Consider the following 21,135-nt stretch of genomic DNA (forward strand, 5'->3'; position numbering starts at 1 on the left):
AGATTCGACGTGTCACGCAAGACCCTGCTCCACCGCGCCACGGTCCAGGAGGGCCTGGGCCGGCCCTCCCTGCCGCGGCACAGCGTGCTGCTCGGCGGCGACCGCATCGAAGCGGTACTGCCGGAGGGGCTCGCCCCGCTGCACGCACCCGGCATCGACGTGCTCGACCTCGACGGGCGCACGGTCATGCCCGGCATGACCCTCGGCCACACCCACATCGCCTACCTGAACGTCCTCGACGGACGGGAGATGCTGTTCAAGCACTCGGTCCCCGAGGTCACCCTCGCCGCCGCCCGCAACGCCCGCAACCTGCTGGGCCTCGGCTACACCGCCTTCGTGGGCGCCGGTTCGGTCGCCGGCATCGACATGGCACTGCGCCGCGCCGTCGACGCCGGCGAGCTGCGCGGGCCCCGGATCACCCCGTGCAGCCGGGACCTGATGGTGTCCGGACCGCCCGAGCGCCGCAACCCCGAGGTGAAGAAGCGGATCCCGAGCGACCTGATGCGCCTCGCGGACACCCCGGAGGAGATGGCGAGTTACGTCGCCGGGGAGATCGCGCAGGGCGCGGAGATCGTCAAGGTGTTCTCCTCGGGCGACGACACCTTCCCCAACGGACGCTCGCACGAACTCCTCTTCACCGCCGAGGAGCTGGTGATCGCGGCCCGCACCGCGCACGAGCACGGAGCCCGGGTCCGCGCCCACTCCCGGGGCCTGCAGGGCATCCGCAACGCCATCGCGGCCGGCGTCGACGTCATCGACCACGCCACCTACGCCGACGACGAGGCGCTGCACGCGATCGCCGAGCGCGGCATCTTCGTCGTGCCGAGCCTCTACCAGCCGCACAAGCTGCTGACCACCGGGACGCAGCACGGCAAGACCACGGAGTATCTGGAGACGCTGGAGTTCGAGGCCGAGGTGGCCAACACCCTGCGCATCCTGCCGATCATGGTGGAGCTGGGCATCCCGGTCGTCGCGGGCGACGACTTCGGCTTCGCCTGGACCCCGCACGGCACCTACGCCAAGGAGCTCGAGCTGTACGTCACGATGGCGGGCATCCCGGCGCCCACCGTGCTGACCTGGGCCACCGCCAACGGGGCCCGGCTCGCGGGACGCGGCGACGACGCGGGCACGGTGCGGGCCGGACGCCTGGCCGACCTGGTGGTGACCGGCGACGACCCGGCCGAGGACATCTCCGTGCTGAGCCGCCCGGGCGGCATCGAACTGGTGCTGCTCGGCGGCGTCCCCGTCGCGGGCAGCACCGAACCCTTCCGGACCGGCCCCGGACGGCACGGGGCCACCGACGGCGCGGCGGCGCCCGCGGGAGCCCTGTGATGTCCGAGTCCCCCGCCCGCCTCCCCGTGACACCGGTGCTCGCCGTGGGCGCGTTCGCCATCGGCACCGACACCTTCGTGGTGGCCGGAGTGCTGCCCGAGGTCGCCCGCGACCTCGGCACCGGCCTGGCCGACGCCGGCTGGGTGAGCACCCTCTTCGCCCTCACCTACGCCGTCCTCGCGCCCGTGCTCGGAGCGCTCACCGGACGCCTGGAGCGCCGCGCCGTCCTCGTCGTCTCGCTGAGCGTGTTCGCGCTCGGCAACGTGGCCTCCGCCCTCGCCCCGGGCCTCGGCGCGCTCCTCGCGGCACGCGTCCTGACGGCGGCGGGCGCCGCCCTCTACGTCCCGGCCGCCTCCGCCTCCGCCGCCGCCCTGGCCGCCCCGGAACGCCGGGGGAGGGCCATGGCCGTGGTGCTGGGCGGGCTGTCGGCGGCGACCCTGGCCGGAGTGCCGTTCGGCACCTGGCTCGCCGCCGACCTGGGCTGGGCCGCCACCTTCTGGCTGCTGGCCGGGCTCGGCGCGGTGTGCGCCGCCGCCGTGGCCGGCGGGCTGCCCGCGGTGCGGCTGCCCGCCGCCCCGGGGCTCGCGGCGCGCCTCGCACCGGTGCGGGACCCCCGGGTGCTGTGCACCGTGCTGACCACGCTGGCGTTCATGACGGGCGGCTACCTCGCGCTGACCTACATCGGCGCGGTCCTCGCCCCGGCGACCGACGGCGACGGCACGACCCTCGCGCTGCTGCTGCTCGTCTTCGGCGCCTTCGCGGTCTGCGGCACGCTCGCCGGCGGCCGCGCCACCGACCGCTGGGGACCCGCCCCGGTGCTGCTGGTGTCGGTCGCCGGTCTCGCCGCCGTCCTCGCCACGCTGCCACTGAGCCGGGACTCCCTGGGCGGCGCCACCGCGGCGATGGCGGCCTGGGGGGTCACCGCGATGGCGACCCAGCCGCCCCAGCAGCACCGGCTGTTCGCGATCGCACCGGCGTCCGGACCGCTGCTGCTCTCCCTGAACTCGTCGGCCACCTTCGCCGGCATCTCCTTGGGCGGCTTCATCGGCGGCCGGGTCCTGGCCCACGGCGGGGTCCACGGGCTCGACCGGCTGGGCCAGGCCGGGGCCGCGCTGGCGGCGGCCGGACTCCTGACGGCCGTGATCGGGACGCGGATACGGGACCCCCGGCCGCGCGCCGACGCGCCGCCGTCGCCGGTACCGGCGGGCGAACCCGGCTGACCTCCGGTGCGGGGACCGGCAAGTGGCCTCACGCATTGCCCCGCAATTGGCCACCGCCGGACCCCTGCCCGCTTCCTACTGTCGACCCGTCAGCAACGGCCCGGCCCCCCGAACCGACTCGGCGGCCGCCACACCCCCCGCGAACGAAGGACCACTCACCCATGGACAGCGACCGCCTCCACCCGGGTCCCCGCCCCCTCGCCGTCGGCGTCGACGCGCGACTGCGGCACCGCGTGCCCGACTACGTCCTCGGTCTGATCGCCGTACCGGACATCGACGTCGTCGCGGACGCCCCCGGGGTGGCGGACCGGCTCACCGCCGCGGAGGACGCCCTGCACGGCGCGGGGCTCTCCAAGGCGGACGTCTCCGCCCTGCCCTCCATCGCCGCCTGGCGCAACGCCTACCTCGAGACGGGCGTGAACCCCAACCGGTACCCGTGCGCCGCCGAGTCGGTGCTGCGCAGGGTGGCCAAGGGCGACCGGCTGCCGCGCATCAACTCCCTGGTCGACCTGTGCAACGCCGCCTCCCTGGAGAGCCGGCTGCCCGTCGCCTCCTGCGACGTGGGCGACATCGAGGAGGAGCTGACCGTGCGGCTCGCCCACGGCGGCGAGACCTTCCTGCCGCTCGGCGCCCCCGACGCCCCCGAGCACCCCGAGCCCGGCGAGGTCGTCTACGCCGACGCCCGGGACCGCGCGCACTCGCGGCGCTGGAACTGGCGGCAGGGCGACGTGGTCAGGACGGACCTCGGACGACGCCGGCTGCTGCTCACCGTCGAGTCGGCGCACGAGGGCGGCCGGGACGAGGTGGAGCGGACCCTCGGGCTGCTCACGGAGGCGCTGCGCGGCCTCGGGGCCGAGCCGCAGCCGCCCCGGGTCCTCGACGGCGACACCGCCCGGGTGGAGCTGTTCACCGCCCCGTCGGCCGCACCGGTCCGCTGAGCCGGCCCCGACCCATGGATGAGGAGCAGGACATGAACCGTTCGATCCTGGTGGTCTACCGGCCCGCCGCCGGACGCTACGCCGCCCAGTTCCGCAGCGTCGTGACGGCCGCCGCCGACCTCGGCGTGGACACCGTGGTGCTGCTGCCCGCCGGATGGCAGGCACCCGAGGCCGAGGGCCTGGCCCAGTACCACGCCGACCTCGACGACCCGGTGGCCGTGCGCGCCGCCGTCGACGGGATCGTCGCCGAGCACCACGTCGAGCGCATCTTCCCGCTGTTCGAGGGCGACGTGCTGCCCGCCAGCCGCGCCCGCCGCGACCACGGCATCCCCGGTCTCACCCCGGACCAGGCGCTCAACTTCCGCGACAAGAACGTGATGCACCGCCGGGCCGAGGAACTGGGCGTGCGGGTCGCCCGGTCCTGCCGCCCGGACACCCTCGGCGCGGTGACCGAGTTCGCCGCCGAGGTGGGCTACCCGATCGTCGTCAAGCCGTACGCGGGCTGGGCCTGCGGCCACACCTACCGGGTGGACGGCCCCGCCGAACTGGAGCGCGTCTGGGCCGAGATGGGCGACGACCGGCACGAGTACCGGGTCGAGGAGTTCATCCGCGGCACCGAGTACCACGTCGACTCGCTCTTCCGGGACGGCGATCCCGTCTTCGCCCAGCTCTCCCGCTACACCTACTCCGTCCTCGAGTACCGCAACGAGCCCGGCGGCACCATCTCCCGCAAGCACGACCTGACCCCGGGCGAGCGCCGCGTCCTGGAGCTGAACTCGGTGGTGCTGCGCGGCTTCGGCCTCGGCACCGGCGTGGTCCACGCCGAGTTCTTCCTGCTCGACGACGGCGACGTGGTCTTCGGCGAGGCGGGCGCGCGCGCCGGCGGCGGCTCCATCGTCCCGGCGATCGAGGCCGGACGCGGGATCAACCTCGCGGGTGAGTGGTGCCGTCTGGAACTCGACCCGGAGCACCGCACCGAGGCCCGGCTGGGCCCCGAGATCGGCACCGAGTACCTGACCTCGGACCGCTACGGACGCATCACCGCCATCACCGGCCCGGCCGACCTGATGGCGCTGGACGGCGTCCTGGACGCGGACGTGTGGAAGCGGGTCGGCGACGTCCTGGCCCCGCCGACCGCCTCCAACGACGTCCTGGGCTGGTACGTGTGCGAGGGCGCCGACTTCGAGGACGTACGGGCCCGCTTCAAGACCGTGCGGGACGCCTTCCGCGTGGAGACGGTGCCGGCCACCGCACCCGCCGAACCCGCCGGGTCCGCAGCACCCGCCGAGTCCGCAGCGGCAGCCCCGGCCGCCGCGGCCGGGCAGGCGTAGCCATGTGGCTGACCCGGCTGCGGCAGCTCCCGCTCGCGCTGCGGGTGCTGTTCCTCGCCTCCTTCATCAACCGCGCGGGCATGTTCGTCTTCCCGCTGCTCGCCGTCTACCTGGTGCGCGGCAAGGACCTCAGCCCCGGCGAGGCCGGCCTGCTGATCTCCGTCGGCAGCACCGGCCTGCTCGTGGGCAGCCTGCTCAGCGGACCGCTGTGCGACCTGCGCGACCGGCGCACCGCCCTGCTCACCGCGCTGCTGCTGAACGCCGCGGGCTACCTCGGCCTCGCCGTGCTGCACGGGCCCGCGTGGACGTACGCCGGACTGCTGTTCGTCGCCCTGGTCGGCATGGGCATGTTCGGGCCGGCGTCCAACACCCTGGTCGCCGACCTGACCGAACCCGAGCAGCGGCCGTTCGCCTACACGGTGAGCTACGTCGGCAACAACCTCGGCATGGGCATCGGCCCGCTGCTGGGGGGCCTCGCGGCGGCCTACTCCTACCAGGTCATGTTCGCGGGCAACATCCTCGCCGGCCTGGTGTGCGCCGCGCTGATCGCCCTCTGGGTGCCGCGCGACCGCCCCGGCCGCGCCGGAAGCCGCGCCGGGAGCCGCGCGGGCAGGGCGCGCAGGGGGCCGCTGGGCCACCGCCACGTGCTGCTCCTGGTGCTGGTGTCCTTCTTCTACGTGGTGCCGCTGATCGGCCTCGAGTACGCGCTGCCGCTGGCCGTCACCACCACCCTGCACGACTCCGCGGGACTGGTCGGCGCCGTCTACACCATCAACAGCGTCGTCGTCGTGGGCCTGGGCCTGCTCATGGAGAAGCGCATGCGTGGCCACGGCACCAGACCGCTGCTGCTGATCAGCGGAGCGCTCTGGGCACTGGGCCTGGCCGTCATCGTCGTCGCCTTCTCGCTGCCGGCGATCCTGCTGTCCACGGTGATCTGGACGCTCGGCGAGATCATCGTCTCGGTGGTCGTACCCACCTACGTGGCCGACCACGTCGACGAGCGCAGGGTCGGCAGCTTCATGGCCCTCAACGGCTTCGTCCTGGGCCTCGCCCGGCTCGCGGTCCCCGCGGGACTCGGCGCCCTGTGGACCGCCCACGGACACCGGCCCGTCTTCCTCACCCTGCTGGCGGCACCGCTCATCGGCATGGCCGCCTACGCCGTACTGCCGACCCGGCCCGCGGCCGCCACCGCCCCGCCCGCACCCGCCGAGGCCGCGGCCGTCCCCTGACGCCCGCCCGGCACCCACGACCACCCGACCCGACGCACCGACGATCACAGGGAAGTATCCATGGCCCGCACCAAGTTCCTGCTCGACGAGGACCAGCTCCCCACCACCTGGTACAACGTGGTGGCCGACCTGCCCAAGCCGCTCGACCCGATGCTGCACCCCGCCACCCGGCAGCCGCTCACCCCCGACGACCTGGCGCCGCTGTTCCCCGCGGAACTCATAGCCCAGGAGTTCTCCACCGAGCGCGAGACCGACATCCCCGGCGCCGTGCTGGACATCTACCGGCAGTGGCGGCCCAGCCCCCTGGTCAGGGCGCACCGCCTGGAGAAGGCCCTGGACACCCCGGCCCGCATCTACTTCAAGAACGAGGGCGTCAGCCCGGCCGGCAGTCACAAGCCCAACACCGCCATCCCGCAGGCCTACTACAACAAGCAGGCCGGCGTGGAGCGGCTCACCACGGAGACCGGCGCCGGGCAGTGGGGCAGCTCCCTGTCCCTGGCCTGCCGTTACTTCGGCCTCGTCTGCGAGGTCTACATGGTCAAGGTGAGCTACCGGCAGAAGCCCTACCGCCGCGGCCTGATGGAGACCTTCGGCGCCAGTGTCACCGCCAGCCCGAGCGAGCGCACCGAGGCGGGCCGCGCCGCCCTCGCCGCCGACCCCGACTCGCCCGGCAGCCTCGGCCTCGCCATCTCCGAGGCGGTGGAGGCCGCGGTCACCAGCGGCGGCACCGCCAAGTACGCGCTCGGCTCAGTGCTCAACCACGTGCTGATGCACCAGACGATCATCGGCAAGGAGGCGCAGCTCCAGATGGAGCTGGCCGAGGACTACCCGGACATCGTGATCGGCGCGGCCGGCGGAGGCTCCAACTTCGGCGGCCTGGCCCTGCCGTTCCTCGGCGAGCAGCTGCGCGGCGGCCGCTCGGTGCGGGCCATCGCCGTCGAACCCTCGTCGTGCCCCACCCTGACCGAGGGCCGCTTCGACTACGACTTCGGCGACACCGCGGGGATGACGCCGCTGACCAAGATGCACACCCTCGGCCACGACTTCGTGCCGCCGAGCATCCACGCGGGCGGCCTGCGCTACCACGGCATGTCCCCGATCATCAGCCAGCTGAAGGAGTTCGACTACCTGGAGGCGCGCGCGGTGCCGCAGACCGCGTGCTTCGAGGCCGGCGTCACCTTCGCCCGCAACGAGGGCATCGTGCCCGCCCCGGAGTCCACGCACGCGGTGCGCGTCGCCATCGACGAGGCGCTCGCCTGCAAGGAGACCGGCGAGGCGAAGACCATCCTGTTCTCCCTCTCCGGCCACGGCCACTTCGACATGCAGGCCTACATCGACTACTTCGGCGGCAAGCTGACCGACTGAGACGAGCACACCGCGGGCGGGGTGGGACGGAGGGAAACCCACCCCGCCGGTGATCACAACAGGGGGAAATCTTGCTCACAGCACAGGGAACACCAGGACACATACGGGGGGACCGGCCCGTGATCCTCGGCATCTCCGGATCCGAGCGGGCCGGTGGAAACACCGACCTGGCGCTCCAGTACGCGGGAGAACTGGTACGGGCACGCGGCGCGGAGTTCCAGGCCGTGTACCTGCGCGAACACCGCATCGCGCCGTGCAGCCCGTGCGGCGACTGCAACAACCGCACGCTCCCGTGCGCACTGCCCGACGACATGCCCGCCATCATCGACCGGATGCGGCAGGCCGACGGCATCATCTACGCCGTACCGGTGCACGGCTTCGGCCTCGCCCACCTCATGCAGATCTTCATCGAGCGGGCGGGCGTCGGCTATCTGCGCTTCGAACGGCCGCTCGCCAACAAGGTCGGCGGCATCATCGTCACGGCCCGCCGCTACAGCGACGCCTCCGTGCACAACCAGCTCGTCGACAACCTGCTGCTCAACCGGATGATCCTGGTGGGCAGCGGCTTCCCGGCCCTGCTGCGCAACACCTCGAAGGAGCCGGGCCTCAACGACCCCGAAGGCGTGGACGCCCTGGAGCGCATGGCCCACCGGATGGTCGACATGGCCCTGCTGCTGCGCCGCCACCAGGCGGCCACCGGAGAGCCCGCGCTGCCGCTCGACGACCGGAACGAGCGCGTCGCCCGGGGACGGCCGCACCTCGTCGACACCGCCCAGCGCCCCGCCTGACGGCGCCCCACCGCCCCGCACGGCCCCGCACCCCCGCACCACCGGCACCACGGCACCACCCGCACCGCCCACCCCGTCACCGCACGATCAGGAGTGCCCACACCATGTCCACCGTCACCCCCACCCTCGTCGGCATCGACTTCGACGCCATCCCGTGGGAGAAGTGGAACAAGCCCGGCGCCGACGGCCGGGTCAAGATCGCGTACACCGGAGGGTTCCGGGTGCGCCTGCTGGAGCTGCCCGCGGGCTTCGACGAACACGAGTGGTGCGAGCGCGGCCACCAGGGCTACGTCCTGCGCGGCGAGTTCACCATCCACTTCGACGACCGCTCGGTGCCCTGCCGCCCCGGCATGGGCTTCATCATCCCCGGCGACGAACGGCACCGCTCGCAGGGCTCCGACCTCGAGCCCACCGTCGTCTACGTCATCGACGAGGTGCCCGCGCCATGAGCGGCACCGACAGGATCGAGGAGCTGCGGGGCTCTATCGACGCGCTCGACCGGCAGATCGTCGCCCTGCTCGCCCGGCGCACGGCCGTCGTGCGGGAGCTGACCGAGTTCAAGCACGACGAGGAGACCGTCCGGTCACCGCGGCGGGTCGAGCAGGTGATCGCCAAGGTGCGCCGGCTCGCCGACGCAGAGGGCATGCCGCCCGCCGTCGCCGAGGCCGTGTACCGCACACTCATCCGCGAGCTGACGGACCTTCAGCTCGAGCGGCTCGCCGAACGCCGCGCCGCCGCCCCGTCCCCGGCCGCCGCGAACGGGGCGGCATGACCCGCCGCGGGCTAGCCGACCTGCGCACCGCACTCGCCGGCCTGGACCCGTTCCCCGGCGAGCTGGTGCGGGTCCGCGAGGAGGTCCCGGCCCGCTTCGGCGTCACCGCCCGGTACGCCAAGTGGGCCGGGACACCCGCCCCGCCGCCCACCGGCCCCGGCCCCGCCGTGCTGTTCGAGCGGGTGGTGCCCACCGGCGCCGGACCGCCCCGCTCGGTCCTCATCGGCCTGTACGGCAGCCGCCGGCGCGCCGCGGGACTCCTCGGCCTCACCCCCGGCGAGATGGCGCCCCGGCTGCTGGACGCCGTGGCGTCACCGGTGGCCCCGACGCGGGTCCCGGCCGGGCGGGCCCGGACCCGCGACCGCCTCCCGCCCGACCTGACGGCGCTGCCCGTCCCCGTCGTCACCGACGAGGACGCGGGACCGTACCTGACGCTCGGCGCGGTCCTGGCCACCGACCCCGACACCGGTGTGCGCAACCTGTCCGTGCACCGGATGTGCGTCCAGGGCCCCGACCGGCTGACCATCTGGATGGTGCCCGGCCGGGACCTGGAGACGGCCCACCTGGCGGCCCGCCGCCGGGGCGAGAACCTGCCCGTCGCCATCCACCTGGGCCTGGGCCCGGCGCTGCTGCTCGCCTCCTGCTGCCCGACCTCCCTGGTCCCGGCGGGCGTCGACGAACTCGCCGTGGCCGGCGCCCTCGGCGGCGCACCGGTGGAACTCACCCGGTGCGCAACCGTCGACACCGACTGCGTCGCCCACGCCGAGTACGTCATCGAGGGCGAACTCCTCGCCGACCTGGTCCCGGAGAACCCGGACGGCCCGTCCGCCACCCCCGAGTTCCTCGGCTACCAGGGGCGCGCCCACCCGGCGCTGCCCACGGTGCGGGTCACCGGGATCACCGCGCGCGAGGGGGCCATCCTGCAGACCGTCTCCGGCCCCGGGCACGAGCAGTCGGTCCTGCTCGGCTTCGGCATGGAGGCCGCGGTCCTGGGCCGGCTGCGCCGCCTGGGGGCACCGGTCGAGGCGGTGCACTGCCACACGGCGGGCGGGGGCCAGCTGATGGTGGTCCTCCAGTGGCGCGCCAAGCGGTCGCCCGCCGACGACCGGCTGGTCCGCGAGTCCGGCGAGCTGATCCTGGAGGAGTTCCGGATGGCCAAGCTCGTCCTCTCCGTGGACGACGACGTCGACCCCGAGTCGGACGCGGACCTGTGGTGGGCGATGACCACCCGGCTCCAGGCCGACCGGGACCTGACCGTGCTGTCCGACCGCGAGGGCTTCCCCCTCGACCCGTCCCAGTCCACCGCCTACTCCGCCGGCCTCTCCGCCGACGGACGCACCGCGAAGGCGCACTTCGACTGCACCGTGCCGCACGCGCAGCGCGCCCGCTTCCGCCGCCCCCGCTTCACCGAGCCCGCCGCGCCACCGGAGGCGGCGGGGGTGCCGTCACCGCGGGTCAGGCCCGGCCCGTCGCCTCGCGCACCGCGGCGGACAGCCGTGCCACGCCCTCGGTGATCCGGGCGGTGGTCAGCGCCGCGTAACCCACCAGGAACGTCGGCTCGGCCGGCGGCTCCAGGACGAAGTAGCCGGACGCGGGGTACACCCGGACCCCGCGTTCGGCCGCCCGCTTCACGATGTGCTCCTCCGGCACGCCGCGCGCCCCGGTGAAGGAGATCAGCACGTGCAGTCCGGCGGCCTCCCCGGAGACGCGCACCCCGGCGCCGAAATGCTCGTACAACGCCTCCAGCAGCCGCCTTCTGCGCTGCCGGTACAGCCGCGTCATCCGGCTGATGTGCCGGGCGTACGCCCCCGTCGCGATGAAGTCGGCCAGCGCCTCCTGCGACACCGTCGGGGTGAGCCGGTCGGTGATCCACTTGATCCCGAGGAACGGCTGCACCAGGTGCGGCGGCAGCACCGCGTAGCCGATGCGCAGCGCCGGGAACAGCGTCTTGCTGAAGCTGCCGACGTAGACGACGGTGTCGCGGTGCCGCTCGGCGGCGAGCGCGGGCAGCCGCTCCGCGGTGAACGTGAACTCGTTGTGGTAGTCGTCCTCCAGGACCGTCGCGCCACGCTCGTACGCCCAGGCGATCAGCGCGCGGCGGCGGGCCTGCGACATGATGAAGCCGGTCGGGAACTGGTGCGACGGCGTCACGTACACCAGCTTCACCCGCGCCGGGTCGTGCCCGTGGGCCCGTACGCGGTCGTCGAGGTCCTCGACCCGCAGGCCCTCCTCGTCGACCGGGGCGGGCACCACGGCCGCGTCCGAGCAGCCGAAGACCTGCCGCAGGACGGTGTGGCTGGGGTCCTCGATGACCACCACGTCACCCGGCCTGACCAGCATCCGCACCAGGATGTCCAGTGCCTGCGTGGCCCCGCCGGTCACCATGATGTTCTCCGGGGCCGCGTCGACGGCCCGGCTCTGCCGCACCAGGGCGGCGATCTCCCCGCGCAGCGTCGCCGACCCCTCGGCCGGGCCGTAGCCGAGCGCGGCCGCGTCGGCCCGCCCGTACGCCTCGTGCAGGGACTGGCGCCAGCGGGCGACCGGGAACGCGGCGAGCGCGGGGGTGCCGTGCCGGAAGTCCAGGACGTTGCCGGGCCGCCGCAGCACGGGCGGCGGCTCCCACGGCTGCCACAGCGGGTTGCCCTCGTCGGTGGGCCGGGGCGGCGCGGGCACCCGCTGCGCGGGCCTCGGCACGGCCGCCCGCTCCGCGGCACCACCGGCCGGAAGCTCCGCGACCCGGGTGCCCGAGCCGCGCCGCGCCGTCACGATCCCCTGGGCGCGCAGCAGTTCGTACGCCCGGATGACGACCGTCCGCGAGACACCCAGCTGCTGGGCCAGCTCCCGTGAGGCGGGCAGCGCGTCACCGGCACGCAGCCGGCCCGCGCGCACCAGCCCGGTGACCTGGTCGCACACCTGCTGCTGCAGCGTGGCGCGGCTCTCCCGGTCCAGGGTGATGAGCAGCTCCGTGGACCCCATGACACCCCCTCAGCCGCGCCGCACGACGACGGTGGCCCCACCCGCCGCGACGCCGGACCACCCCGTCCCCACCACGCGCCCGGGACCCGGCGCGAAACTCCCCCGACGGTGCATCTCCCCGCCCCCGGACCGCGGTTGCCCACCCGGTCACGGGCTCCGAACCGGGCGGGAGAGCCGGGCGAGAAGGCCGGCCGACGCACCCGAGGAGACACCCCTCGACACCACCCGACCCTACCACCCGACCCTTCCCCACCAGCGGCTCACCACAGCCACCGGTCACGCCCGCGCCGCCCCGCCGAGGCGCGCCCAGCCACCTCCCGGGTGGCGGGTGCCGAGGGGTCCAGGGTCACCCGTTGGGCCGTTCGCATCCCGCTAATGGGGTCCGGCCGCGCGCGGCGGGCGGTGCGGGGGGCTGTGATGGGCAGCGGGGGCACGCCGTGCTCCCCAGCCGGCCGGTCCGCCGGCCGGTCCGCCCACCCGCGAGGAGCCCACCTCATGCGCCGCACCGCACGTGCCGTGTCCGTCGCCGTTCTGGCCGGCGCCGCCTTCGCCATAGCCACGCCCGCCGCCACCGCCGGGCAGCAGGCGCCGCCGGGGCAGCGCCTGCCCTCGCCGCAGCAGGAGTGGGGGAGCGGGGACGACGGCGGGGACGGGCTGAACGGCGTGGGGCCGGAGAGTGCGGGACCTGACGTCGTGGGGCCGGAGAGTGTGGGACCTGACGTCCTGGGGCCGGACGTCGTGGGGCCGGGAGGTGTCGGGCCGGACGTCGTGGGGCCGGACAGCGCGGCCCCCTGGACCGGCGCACAGGACCCCGGCACCGGCAAGGACCCAGGCACCGGCAAGGAGCCGAGCACCGGCAGGGAACCCGGCGCCAGCAAGGAACCCGGCACCGGTAAGCAGGACTCCGGTAAGCAGGACCCCGGTAAGCAGGACCCCGGTAAGCAGGACAGCGGTAGGCAGGACAGCGGCCGGCAGGAGGACGGGCACGGCTGCCGGGAGCCCGGGGACGCGGCCGGCTGCGCTCCGCCCACCGTGGAGCACGGCGCGCACGCGGGTACCGGCGGCCCCTCCGGCGTGTCCGTCCCGGCGCTGGCCGCCGGCGGGGTGCTGGTCGCCGTGGCGTGCGGCGGGGCCGTGTACCGGCTGTGGGGCCGCAGGCACAGCGGCGGCTGAGCCGGCCGGACCGCCCGGATGCGAGCCGGGCGAGGCGAACCGGTCGCCATGGACGGCACGGTCTCCGGGTACTCGCAAGCCCAAGGGCACCACCGGACTCCGTACGCACCAGCCGCACGGCGCCGGATCGCGCGGCGGCCGAGGCCGGAGCACGGCAAGCACGGCCCGGACGGGGACAGCACACGGCAGCACGGACTGCGCGGAGGCGGACATGCGGCGGACGGACCCGGAAGGCCACGGCCCCGTCCGCTACGGTCCGCCGTCGCCGGACGACGGGCTGCCCGTGCTGCCGGAACTCGCCGCGGTGCTCGCCGCCGCCGCGAACCGCGCCGGGGAGGAACCCACCGGCGGCGGCCCCGCCCTGCTGGAGGCGGCCCGCGGCTACTGGGAGCGGCGCGGGCTGCGGTGCGCCCCCGGCCGAGTCACCGCCGGCCCCGGCGCCCCCTCGCTGCTGCTCGCCCTGACCGCCGCGATCGGCGGGGACGTCCTGGTGCCCCGCCCCTGCGCCGCCTGGTGGGCGCCGTACGCCCGGCTGCTGGGCAGGCCCGTCTTCCACGTGCCCACGCCCGCCGAGAGCGGTGGCGTGCCGGACCCGTACGCCTTCCTGGAGACCGTCCGGCGGGTCCGTGCCGAGGGCGGTGACCCTCGGCTGCTGGTGCTGTCGGTCGCCGACGACCCCACCGCCACCGTCGCCCCGCCCGAACTGCTGCACGAGACCGTCCAGGCGGCCGCCGCCGAGGGACTGCACCTGGTCAGCGACGAGACCTGGCGCGACACCCTGCACGATCCGCACGGGACGGTCCTGCTCAGCCCCGCGGAGATGCTGCCCGACCGGGTGACCGTCGTCACCGACCTGGCGGGCGCGCTGCTGCCGGCGGGCTGGCCCGCCGCCGTGGCCCGCTTCCCCGCCGGACCGGCCGGGGAGGGGCTGCACGCGCGCGTGCTCGACGTGCTGACCGCGCTCGGCGCGCACGTCGCCGCGCCGGTCGCCGCCGCGGCCGGTTACGCCCTCGGGGAGCCCGAGCCGGTCACCCGGCGCCGCGCGGCCGCCGTCCGGCTGCACGCGCGCGTGGCCGCCGCCGCGCACGCCACCGTCGTCGCCGCGGGCGCCCTGGCCCGGCCGCCGCAGGCCGGCCGCCACCTGTACGCCGATCTCGGGCCCCTGCACACGGCGCTGGGCGCGCAGGGGGTCGGCGACGCGCAGGAACTGGAGGACTTCCTGACCACCCGGCTCGGCATGCCCGCGCCCGGCGGCCACCGCTTCGGCGACGACCTCGGGGCGCTGCGCGTACGGCTCGCCACCGGGCCCCTGCTGGGCGGCACGGACGAGGAGCGGACGGCATCCCTCACGTCACCCTCGCCGTTGGAACTGCCGCACGTGCAACGCGCGTTGATCTCCTTGAGGTCGGCCTTCGACGATCTCCGCGACGACGCTCAGCGATGGGAGCCTCCTCGATGACGCAGCAGACGCAGTCCCAGCCGACCCAATCCCAGCCGACGCAGCCACAGCCGACGCGGTCAGAGCCGACCCAGCCGCAGCCGTCCGGATCGGTCACATCGGGGCCCCTAGCCGCCCCCGCCCCGCCGCTCGCCGAGCCCCGCCCGCTGGGCGAACGGCGGGTGTGGCCGCGGACGTTCCACGACCGGCTCACCGCACCGCTGCCCGGCTTCAAGGCCCTGGCCCGCTTCGCCCGCGAGGGCGCCGTACGCCCCGGGCCCGAGGGACTCGCCGACATCCCCCGGCTGCCCTACGCCCCCGCCCCGGTGCCCCGCGTCGACGCCGGCACCCTCGCCGTCACCTGGGCGGGGCACGCCAGCTGGATCGTGCGGATCGGCGGCCTGACCGTGCTGACCGACCCCGTCTGGTCCCGCCGCATCCTGGGCACCCCGGCCCGCATCACCCCGGTCGGGGTCGCCTGGGAGGCCCTGCCGCCCGTCGACGCGGTGGTCATCAGCCACAACCACTACGACCACCTGGACGCCCCGACGCTGCGCCGGCTCCCGCGCGACACCCCGGTGTTCGTGCCGGCCGGCCTCGGCCGCTGGTTCGCCCGGCGCCGGTTCACCCGCGTCACCGAGCTGGACTGGTGGGAGGCGGCCGAACTGCGCGGCGTGCGCTTCGACTTCGTGCCCGCGCACCACTGGTCCAAGCGCACCCTCACCGACACCTGTCACAGCCTCTGGGGCGGCTGGGTCCTCACCGCCGCCGACGGGCAGCGCCTCTACTTCGCCGGCGACACCGGTTACGGCCACTGGTTCTCGCGCATCGGCCGCCGCTACCCCGGGATCGACCTGGCCCTCATGCCCATCGGCGCCTACGACCCCCGCTGGTGGCTCAGCGACGTCCACTGCGACCCGGAGGAGGCGGTACGGGCCACGCTGGACCTGGGAGCGCGCAGGATGGCGCCCATGCACTGGGGCACGTTCGTCCTCTCCGCCGAGCCGGTCCTCGAACCGCTCACCCGGGTGCGGGCGGCCTGGGAGAAGGCGGGCCGGGACCGCGCCGACCTGTGGGACATGCCGATCGGCGGCTCCCGCGTGCTGTGACCCCGCCCGCGGCGCCCCTCCTGCCCGCGGCACCGCCCCCTACTGCGGAGCGCTCGCGGCGGCGCGCACCCGCTTCCACACGTTCGGCACCGCGCTGACCAGGACCGTCAGTACGACGGCCGCGACCACGCCCTCCCACGGCTCCTTGAACAGCGAGCCGCCGAGGATGCCGATCAGCTGGTACGTCACCGCCCACGCCAGGCACGCCGGCAGGTTGCCCCGGGCGAAGCGGCGCAGCGGCCAGTCGGCCAGCAGGCAGGCCAGCATCACCGGTATCCGGCCCGCCGGCACCAGCCGGGACAGCACCAGCACCGCCGTCCCGTGCTCGGCCAGCTTCTCCCGCGCCTGGTCCAGCCGGTCCTCCGGCGCCCGGGACCGGATCGCCTCCAGCCAGCGCGAGCCGTTCTTCGACCGCAACCCGCGCCGCCCCAGCCAGTACAGCGCGGCGTCGCCGAGGAACGCCGCCAGCGAGGCGGTCAGGAAGACCAGGACCAGCGTGAGCGGCGCCTGCTGATGGAACGCCACCACCGCCGCCGAACTCACCAGCGCCCCCGTGGGGATCACCGGGACCAGCGCGCCGAAGAACACCAGCAGGAACAGCGAGGGGTACCCCAGCGCCTGGGACGCGGACGCCACCGGCACGACCGGCGGCGTCGACGCGGCGGCCACGGCCGCCGCGGCCGGCAGCCGGCTCACCGGGCGACCTGCAGGCGCACGCTCTCGCCGTGCGCCGGCTTGTGCACCGCCACGCCGGGCGCGTACCTGGCCGCCAGGCGCACGAACTCGTCACCGGGCGCGTGGAACTCGTGCGGCCGTACGGCGTCCATGCCGATCGGCCAGTACGTGCCGTAGTGCACCGGTATCGCGCAGCGCGGCGCCAGCCGGGCCAGTGCCCGCGCCGCCCGCCCCGCGTCCAGGTGCCCCTCGCCGAGGTACGGTCCCCAGCCGCCCACCGGCAGCAGCGCCGCGTCCACCGGCCCGACCTCCTCGGCCATGGTGTCGAACAGCCCGGTGTCCCCGGCGAAGTAGGTCCGTGCCTCGCCCTCGACGACGTACCCGAGCGCGGGCGCGCGGTGCGGGCCGACCGGCAGCCGCCGCCCGTCGTGCAGCGCGGGCACCGCCCGTACGGTGAGGTCGCCGACCCGGGTCACGTCACCCGGGCCGACCTCGGTGACGCGCAGCCCGGTCAGCCGGCGCAGCCCCGGCACCGCCCGTGACGCGCCCCGGGGCACGACCAGGCGCGTGCCCGGCGCGAGCGCCGCCAGCGAGGGCAGGTGCAGATGGTCGGCGTGCAGGTGGGAGACGAGGACGGCGTCCGCGCGGCGGGCGTGCGCCGGGGGCGTGGCGCCCCGGCGGCGGCGCAGGTGCGCGAGCCGGCGGGCGAACAGGGGATCGGTCAGCACACGCACGCCCGAGTCCTCGACCGTGCAGGTGGCGTGACCCCACCAGGTGATCTCCACCGGCACCTTCCTTTGCCTCCTTCGCGCGACTCCCCGAAGCCTACGGGCAGGAGTAGGGTCGGCGGCGAAACCGGAGGTGAGGGGACGCCATGGGACAGGTACGGAGGGCCTCCGGCCGGCCTGCGGTGGTACGGGTGACCGCGATCGCCAGCCTTACTCCCCTGGAGGAACTGGAGCGTGATCCCTTCCTCGTCGATTCCCGCAGCCAGCACGCGATGTGCGCGCGCTGGGCCGCGGAGCGGGGGTACGTGGTCGCCCGGGAACTCCTCGTGCGCGGGCTGCGTTTCGACCACTGCGCGCTGTGGGACGGGGTCCGCTCCGGCGTGGACGTCTTCGTCGCGCCGAGCCGCCGGGTGCTGGAGCGCGCCCTGTCGTCGGTCGAGGAGTTCACCGCCGAGTGCGCGCGGCGCGGTGTGCGGATGGAGACCGTGGGGCGGGCCGAGCCGTCGTACGACGCGCAGATGAAGGCACGGGTGCACCGCAGGCTGTCGATGCCGACGGCCGGCTACGACGGCCGCTGACCGGTCGGCGGGCCATGACCGCCGCCGACCGGTCGGCGAGCGGCTGTCGGCCGGCGAAGTGGTCCCCGCTGGTCGTAGGCGTCTGTCCGGGGTGGAGCGGTCACCCGGGGCCGAGCATCCACTTGCCCAGGAGCCCGCGGGAGCGAGTGACCGGAGTGCCGGAGCGGTGCCCGGGTCATCGCCCGGGAACGGTCCGCCCCGGTCGCGGGGCGGAGGCGCCGGCGAGGTCGGCCCCGGTGTCGGCGTCCCGCCGGGAGTGGCCGGCGCCGTGCCAGTCCAGGCACATGACGGTCGCGTCGTCCTTCAGGTGGCCGTGATGGGCGTCGACGACCGCCGCGATGAGGGTGCGAGCGGCCTCACGGGGATGCAGCGCGCGCGTGCGGATGATCAGATCCGACAGATCGAGGGGGTGGGCGTGGCGCTCCAGCATGCCGTCGGTCAGCATCACCAACCGGTCACCCGGCCGGAGGTCCAGCGACTGGACCCGGTAGCCGTGAGGGACATGGAAGCCGAACGGCATATCGATCTCCGGAGCGATCTCCCGCACGAGCCCGTCGCGCATCCGCAGCGGCCAGGGGTGCCCGGCGTTGACGAACTCGGTCCTGCCGTCGATCAGGCTGATACGCAGAAGCTGGCCGGTGACGTAGCTCTGGCGGCCGTGCTCGCGCATGGCCCGGTCCGCTTGGCGGGCCTGTTCGGCGAGGTCGGCACCGGCCCGCCGGGCCCGGCGCAGGGCGCCCACCGCAAGGGTGGCCAGCAGCGCGGCGGCGACATCGTGCCCCATGGCGTCGGTGACGGAGAGCTGGACGGTGTCCCGGTCGATCACGTAGTCGAAGGTGTCACCCCCAACGTGGTCCGCCGGCTCCAGCGCCCCGGCGACCGCGAACTGCGCTCCCTCGCACGCCAGCGACGCGGGCAGCAGCCGGTGCTGGATCTCCGCGGCCAGGCTCAGCGGGACGGTACGGCGGCCCCACTGATACACGTCGGTGTAGGACCGGTTCGCGATGACGATGTAGGCCAGCGCGTGCGCGGTCTCGCCGATCACCCGCATCACCTCCGCGTCCGGCGCCGCGGGCAGGAACAGTTCGAGGAGACCGATGGCGTCTCCCCGATTGGTCACGGGAGCGACGACACGGACCGGCTCGCCCTCGCCCGCCTCCTCCACGCCCGGCCGCTGGGTGCGGATCACGTCGTCGTACAGGGTCCCCCGCAGCGTCGTGCGCCTGGGGGGTTCGTCGGTCTCGACGCTGCCCGCCGTGCCCAGTCGTACGACCGAGCCGCCGGCGAAGTCGGTGATGAGGAAGGAGACCGACGCGGCCCCGAGCTGATCCCTGAGCATGCGCGCGACGACGTCGAGCGACTCCACGGGCGCCGCGGACTCCGCCGCCGCCAGCGCCCCCGCCAAGGTCGTCGCCCGGTACCGGCCAGCCCTGTCGGGTGGAGTACGACCGGGTGACCCACCGTCCTCGTCCGGCCCGCCTACGGTCACGGTGACTCCTCGCCGTTCGCTGGTACTCAGGGTCACTGGCTGCGTGCCGGGTCCGGTCGAGGGGGTGGAGCTGTGACGCGCCGTCCGGCATGTCCGCGACGTTCGGGCGACGCTCCGGTGACGCTGTGACCGAAACGAAGGCGGGACATGCAGGTCCGCACGCCCTCACTACTGGCATCCGGCGGCGCGCCCTCGTAGCGCTCTGCCGTTTTCCCTGATCAGAGGCTTTCACCCGAGTGTAGTGGACTGATCGCGGACGCGTGTTCTCTTTCCCCGACCACCCCCGGTCGGACGACCGGGGGTGGTCGCGGCAGTGGGACGTGCCGTGCCCACCGCTGAGTGATCCGTACGGCTGCCCGGTGGCGGAGGGGCGGGCCCTTCACGAGGGATGTCCTTCCGGGCCGGGAGGGGCGGCGGGATCTTCTACGGTCGGTGGGCGTGCGTCACACCGGGGCCGTGCTGACACGGGCTCGCCGCAGCGGGGCTCCCGCCCGGTGGAGGCTGGCGAGTGCCTGCCGGTAGGAGGCGATCAGTCCGGTTTCCAGGTAGTCCACGCCCAGGTCCTGGCAGTAGCGGCGGACGATGGGCCGCGCCCTGCGCAGGTGGGCACTGGGCATGCTGGGGAACAGGTGGTGTTCGATCTGGTGGTTCAGTCCCCCCAGGACGAGGTCGGTGAACCGGTTGCCGCGTACGTTTCGTGCGGTGAGAACCTGGCGGCGCAGGTAGTCCGGCCCGTCGTCGCCGGTGAGGATCGGCATGCCCTTGTGGTTGGGAGCGAACAGACAACCGAGGTAGAGGCCGAACAGGCCCTGGTTGACGGCCAGGAACGCGATCCCCATGCCGGGCGGGAGGACGAGGAAGACGGCGGTCAGGTAGGCGGCGAGGTGCCCGCAGAGCAGCGTGCCGTCCAGGGCGCGCTTCTTCAGGGCGCGATTGCCCAGTGCTCGCGCGCTGGCGACGTGAAGGCTGACCCCTTCCAGCAGAAGCAGGGGGAAGAAGAGGAACGCCTGCCAGCGGCCGAGGAGCCTCGGCAGCCCGGTCGCGGCACGGGCCTGGTCCTGGGACCACACCAGCACGTCGGGGTCGATGTCGGGATCCAGGCCCTCGTGGTTGGGGTTGGCGTGGTGTCGGGTGTGTTTGTCCTGCCACCATCCGTAGCCCATCCCGATGGCGGCCGCCGCGATGCGGCCGGTCATCTCGCTGGGCCGGCGTCGGCGGAAGACCTGGCGGTGTGCGAGGTCGTGGGCGAGCAGAGCGACCTGGCCGAACATCACGGCGAGATACGCGGCGAGCGCCAGGGTCCACCAGCCGGCGCCGAGGAGGACGAACGCGCTCCAGCCCCCGGCGTAGGCGACGGTCACGGCGAGGGACCGGACGGTGTAGTAGCCGGGGCGCCGGTTCATCAGGCCGGCCTCGGCGATCATCCTGGACAGACGGGCGAAGTCGCTGCCGCCCGTGGACGGAGGCGGGCGACGGGGTGGGGTGTGCGTGGTCATGCTGCTGATGCGTCCTTCCGGGCTGACGGCCCGTGTCCGGTCGGAGCGTGCGCGCCGGACGCGAGGCGGCCCCCGGGTACCCATCTCCCCGCCGATCAGTCGGACGGCTCCGGCGTGCGGATGTCCGTGGCCTGACGGCCGCCCTCGACCGCCCGCTTCTCGATCGGGTCCACGCGACGACGGCGGGTGCCCCGCGTGCGAGGAGGCGGGCGGCCGGTCCCGCAACCGTCCGCGGCAGTGGACCGCGTGCGATCGCCGTCCCGTCCCCCGAGGTGACCCGGCGCCCGGCCCGCTCCACGGCTGACCCTCCGCCGGCATGACGGGCACAGCCGGGCGCTGACCACCCCGACGGCTGAGAGGGATCCCCACGACCGGTGACCGACTGCCGGCGCACTTCACGAAGGGAGAGGTGGCCGGCGGGGCGCCACGCCGGGTCACGCCGGCCGCCGCTCCCGGTGTCGGCCGGGCCCGGAGGCCGGGGGCGGGGCCCGGGGCCGG

General features: G+C 74.7%; 19 protein-coding genes. 14 read left to right on the top strand and 5 right to left on the bottom strand.

Going from position 1 to position 21,135, the window contains the following annotated elements; all coding sequences use genetic code 11:
• Positions 1 to 9 precede the first annotated feature (9 nt).
• The 10 genes from ACZ6CZ_RS10700 (at position 10) to ACZ6CZ_RS10745 (ending at position 10,489) form a co-directional block, all read left to right on the top strand.
• Positions 10 to 1,332 (top strand): amidohydrolase family protein, encoded by a 1,323-nt coding sequence (locus tag ACZ6CZ_RS10700; protein ID WP_469017712.1) that lies wholly within the window; start codon positions 10 to 12, stop codon positions 1,330 to 1,332.
• Complete coding sequence (locus ACZ6CZ_RS10705; protein WP_469017714.1) at positions 1,332 to 2,552, top strand: MFS transporter; 1,221 nt, start codon at positions 1,332 to 1,334, stop codon at positions 2,550 to 2,552. Before ACZ6CZ_RS10700 ends, ACZ6CZ_RS10705 begins: the two co-directional genes overlap by 1 nt.
• 161 nt (positions 2,553 to 2,713) lie before the next feature.
• Complete coding sequence (locus tag ACZ6CZ_RS10710) at positions 2,714 to 3,490, top strand: B3/B4 domain-containing protein (protein WP_469017716.1); 777 nt, start codon at positions 2,714 to 2,716, stop codon at positions 3,488 to 3,490.
• Positions 3,491 to 3,522: 32 nt separating this feature from the next.
• Positions 3,523 to 4,821, top strand: coding sequence for an ATP-grasp domain-containing protein (locus ACZ6CZ_RS10715; RefSeq protein ID WP_469017719.1), 1,299 nt, complete (start codon positions 3,523 to 3,525; stop codon positions 4,819 to 4,821).
• 2 nt (positions 4,822 to 4,823) lie between these two features.
• A complete protein-coding gene (locus ACZ6CZ_RS10720) occupies positions 4,824 to 6,050 on the top strand; it encodes an MFS transporter (protein WP_469017721.1) in 1,227 nt (408 codons plus the stop codon).
• A 60-nt stretch (positions 6,051 to 6,110) separates the two neighbouring features.
• Positions 6,111 to 7,415 (top strand): TrpB-like pyridoxal phosphate-dependent enzyme, encoded by a 1,305-nt coding sequence (locus tag ACZ6CZ_RS10725; RefSeq protein WP_469017723.1) that lies wholly within the window; start codon positions 6,111 to 6,113, stop codon positions 7,413 to 7,415.
• A gap of 119 nt (positions 7,416 to 7,534) precedes the next feature.
• Positions 7,535 to 8,203, top strand: coding sequence for a flavodoxin family protein (locus ACZ6CZ_RS10730; protein ID WP_469017725.1), 669 nt, complete (start codon positions 7,535 to 7,537; stop codon positions 8,201 to 8,203).
• Between the two features lie 104 nt (positions 8,204 to 8,307).
• Positions 8,308 to 8,652 (top strand): cupin domain-containing protein, encoded by a 345-nt coding sequence (locus ACZ6CZ_RS10735; RefSeq protein ID WP_469017728.1) that lies wholly within the window; start codon positions 8,308 to 8,310, stop codon positions 8,650 to 8,652.
• Positions 8,649 to 8,975, top strand: a complete 327-nt coding sequence (locus ACZ6CZ_RS10740) for a chorismate mutase (RefSeq protein WP_469017731.1) — start codon at positions 8,649 to 8,651, stop codon at positions 8,973 to 8,975. Before ACZ6CZ_RS10735 ends, ACZ6CZ_RS10740 begins: the two co-directional genes overlap by 4 nt.
• Complete coding sequence (locus tag ACZ6CZ_RS10745; protein ID WP_469017734.1) at positions 8,972 to 10,489, top strand: UbiD family decarboxylase domain-containing protein; 1,518 nt, start codon at positions 8,972 to 8,974, stop codon at positions 10,487 to 10,489. The genes ACZ6CZ_RS10740 and ACZ6CZ_RS10745 overlap by 4 nt, the downstream gene beginning before the upstream one ends.
• On the opposite strand, the gene pdxR is transcribed toward ACZ6CZ_RS10745, so the two are convergent.
• On the bottom strand, positions 10,431 to 11,951 hold the full coding sequence (pdxR, locus tag ACZ6CZ_RS10750; protein WP_469017737.1) for a MocR-like pyridoxine biosynthesis transcription factor PdxR: 1,521 nt from the start codon (positions 11,949 to 11,951) through the stop codon (positions 10,431 to 10,433). The genes ACZ6CZ_RS10745 and pdxR overlap by 59 nt on opposite strands.
• Positions 11,952 to 12,446: 495 nt before the next feature.
• Here pdxR and ACZ6CZ_RS10755 point away from each other — a divergent pair, with 495 nt between their 5' ends.
• The 3 genes from ACZ6CZ_RS10755 (at position 12,447) to ACZ6CZ_RS10765 (ending at position 15,671) form a co-directional block, all read left to right on the top strand.
• Entirely contained in the window at positions 12,447 to 13,124 is a 678-nt protein-coding gene (locus ACZ6CZ_RS10755; RefSeq protein WP_469017740.1) for a hypothetical protein, read from the top strand.
• A 211-nt stretch (positions 13,125 to 13,335) separates the two neighbouring features.
• Positions 13,336 to 14,583 carry an aminotransferase class I/II-fold pyridoxal phosphate-dependent enzyme gene (locus ACZ6CZ_RS10760; protein ID WP_469017742.1) on the top strand — a complete coding sequence of 416 codons (1,248 nt, stop codon included), beginning with the start codon at positions 13,336 to 13,338 and terminating at the stop codon, positions 14,581 to 14,583.
• Positions 14,580 to 15,671 (top strand): MBL fold metallo-hydrolase, encoded by a 1,092-nt coding sequence (locus ACZ6CZ_RS10765; protein ID WP_469017745.1) that lies wholly within the window; start codon positions 14,580 to 14,582, stop codon positions 15,669 to 15,671. Before ACZ6CZ_RS10760 ends, ACZ6CZ_RS10765 begins: the two co-directional genes overlap by 4 nt.
• Positions 15,672 to 15,710: 39 nt before the next feature.
• Here the strand turns inward: ACZ6CZ_RS10765 and ACZ6CZ_RS10770 are convergent, their stop codons facing one another.
• Both ACZ6CZ_RS10770 and ACZ6CZ_RS10775 read right to left on the bottom strand, forming a co-directional pair.
• Positions 15,711 to 16,358, bottom strand: coding sequence for a DedA family protein (locus ACZ6CZ_RS10770; protein WP_469017915.1), 648 nt, complete (start codon positions 16,356 to 16,358; stop codon positions 15,711 to 15,713).
• 5 nt (positions 16,359 to 16,363) lie between these two features.
• On the bottom strand, positions 16,364 to 17,137 hold the full coding sequence (locus ACZ6CZ_RS10775; protein WP_469017747.1) for an MBL fold metallo-hydrolase: 774 nt from the start codon (positions 17,135 to 17,137) through the stop codon (positions 16,364 to 16,366).
• A gap of 83 nt (positions 17,138 to 17,220) precedes the next feature.
• On the opposite strand from ACZ6CZ_RS10775, the gene ACZ6CZ_RS10780 reads away from it, so the two are divergent.
• Positions 17,221 to 17,652, top strand: a complete 432-nt coding sequence (locus tag ACZ6CZ_RS10780; RefSeq protein WP_469017749.1) for a hypothetical protein — start codon at positions 17,221 to 17,223, stop codon at positions 17,650 to 17,652.
• Positions 17,653 to 17,827: 175 nt separating this feature from the next.
• Here ACZ6CZ_RS10780 and ACZ6CZ_RS10785 read toward each other — a convergent pair whose 3' ends face one another.
• The gene (locus tag ACZ6CZ_RS10785; RefSeq protein WP_469017752.1) at positions 17,828 to 19,018 is read right to left on the bottom strand and encodes a PP2C family protein-serine/threonine phosphatase; all 1,191 of its coding nucleotides are present in this window, start codon (positions 19,016 to 19,018) and stop codon (positions 17,828 to 17,830) included.
• 566 nt (positions 19,019 to 19,584) lie between these two features.
• Complete coding sequence (locus tag ACZ6CZ_RS10790; RefSeq protein WP_469017753.1) at positions 19,585 to 20,637, bottom strand: fatty acid desaturase family protein; 1,053 nt, start codon at positions 20,635 to 20,637, stop codon at positions 19,585 to 19,587.
• Between the last annotated feature and the right edge of the window lie 498 nt (positions 20,638 to 21,135).

This window comes from Streptomyces sp. NPDC041135 (genome assembly GCF_055592085.1).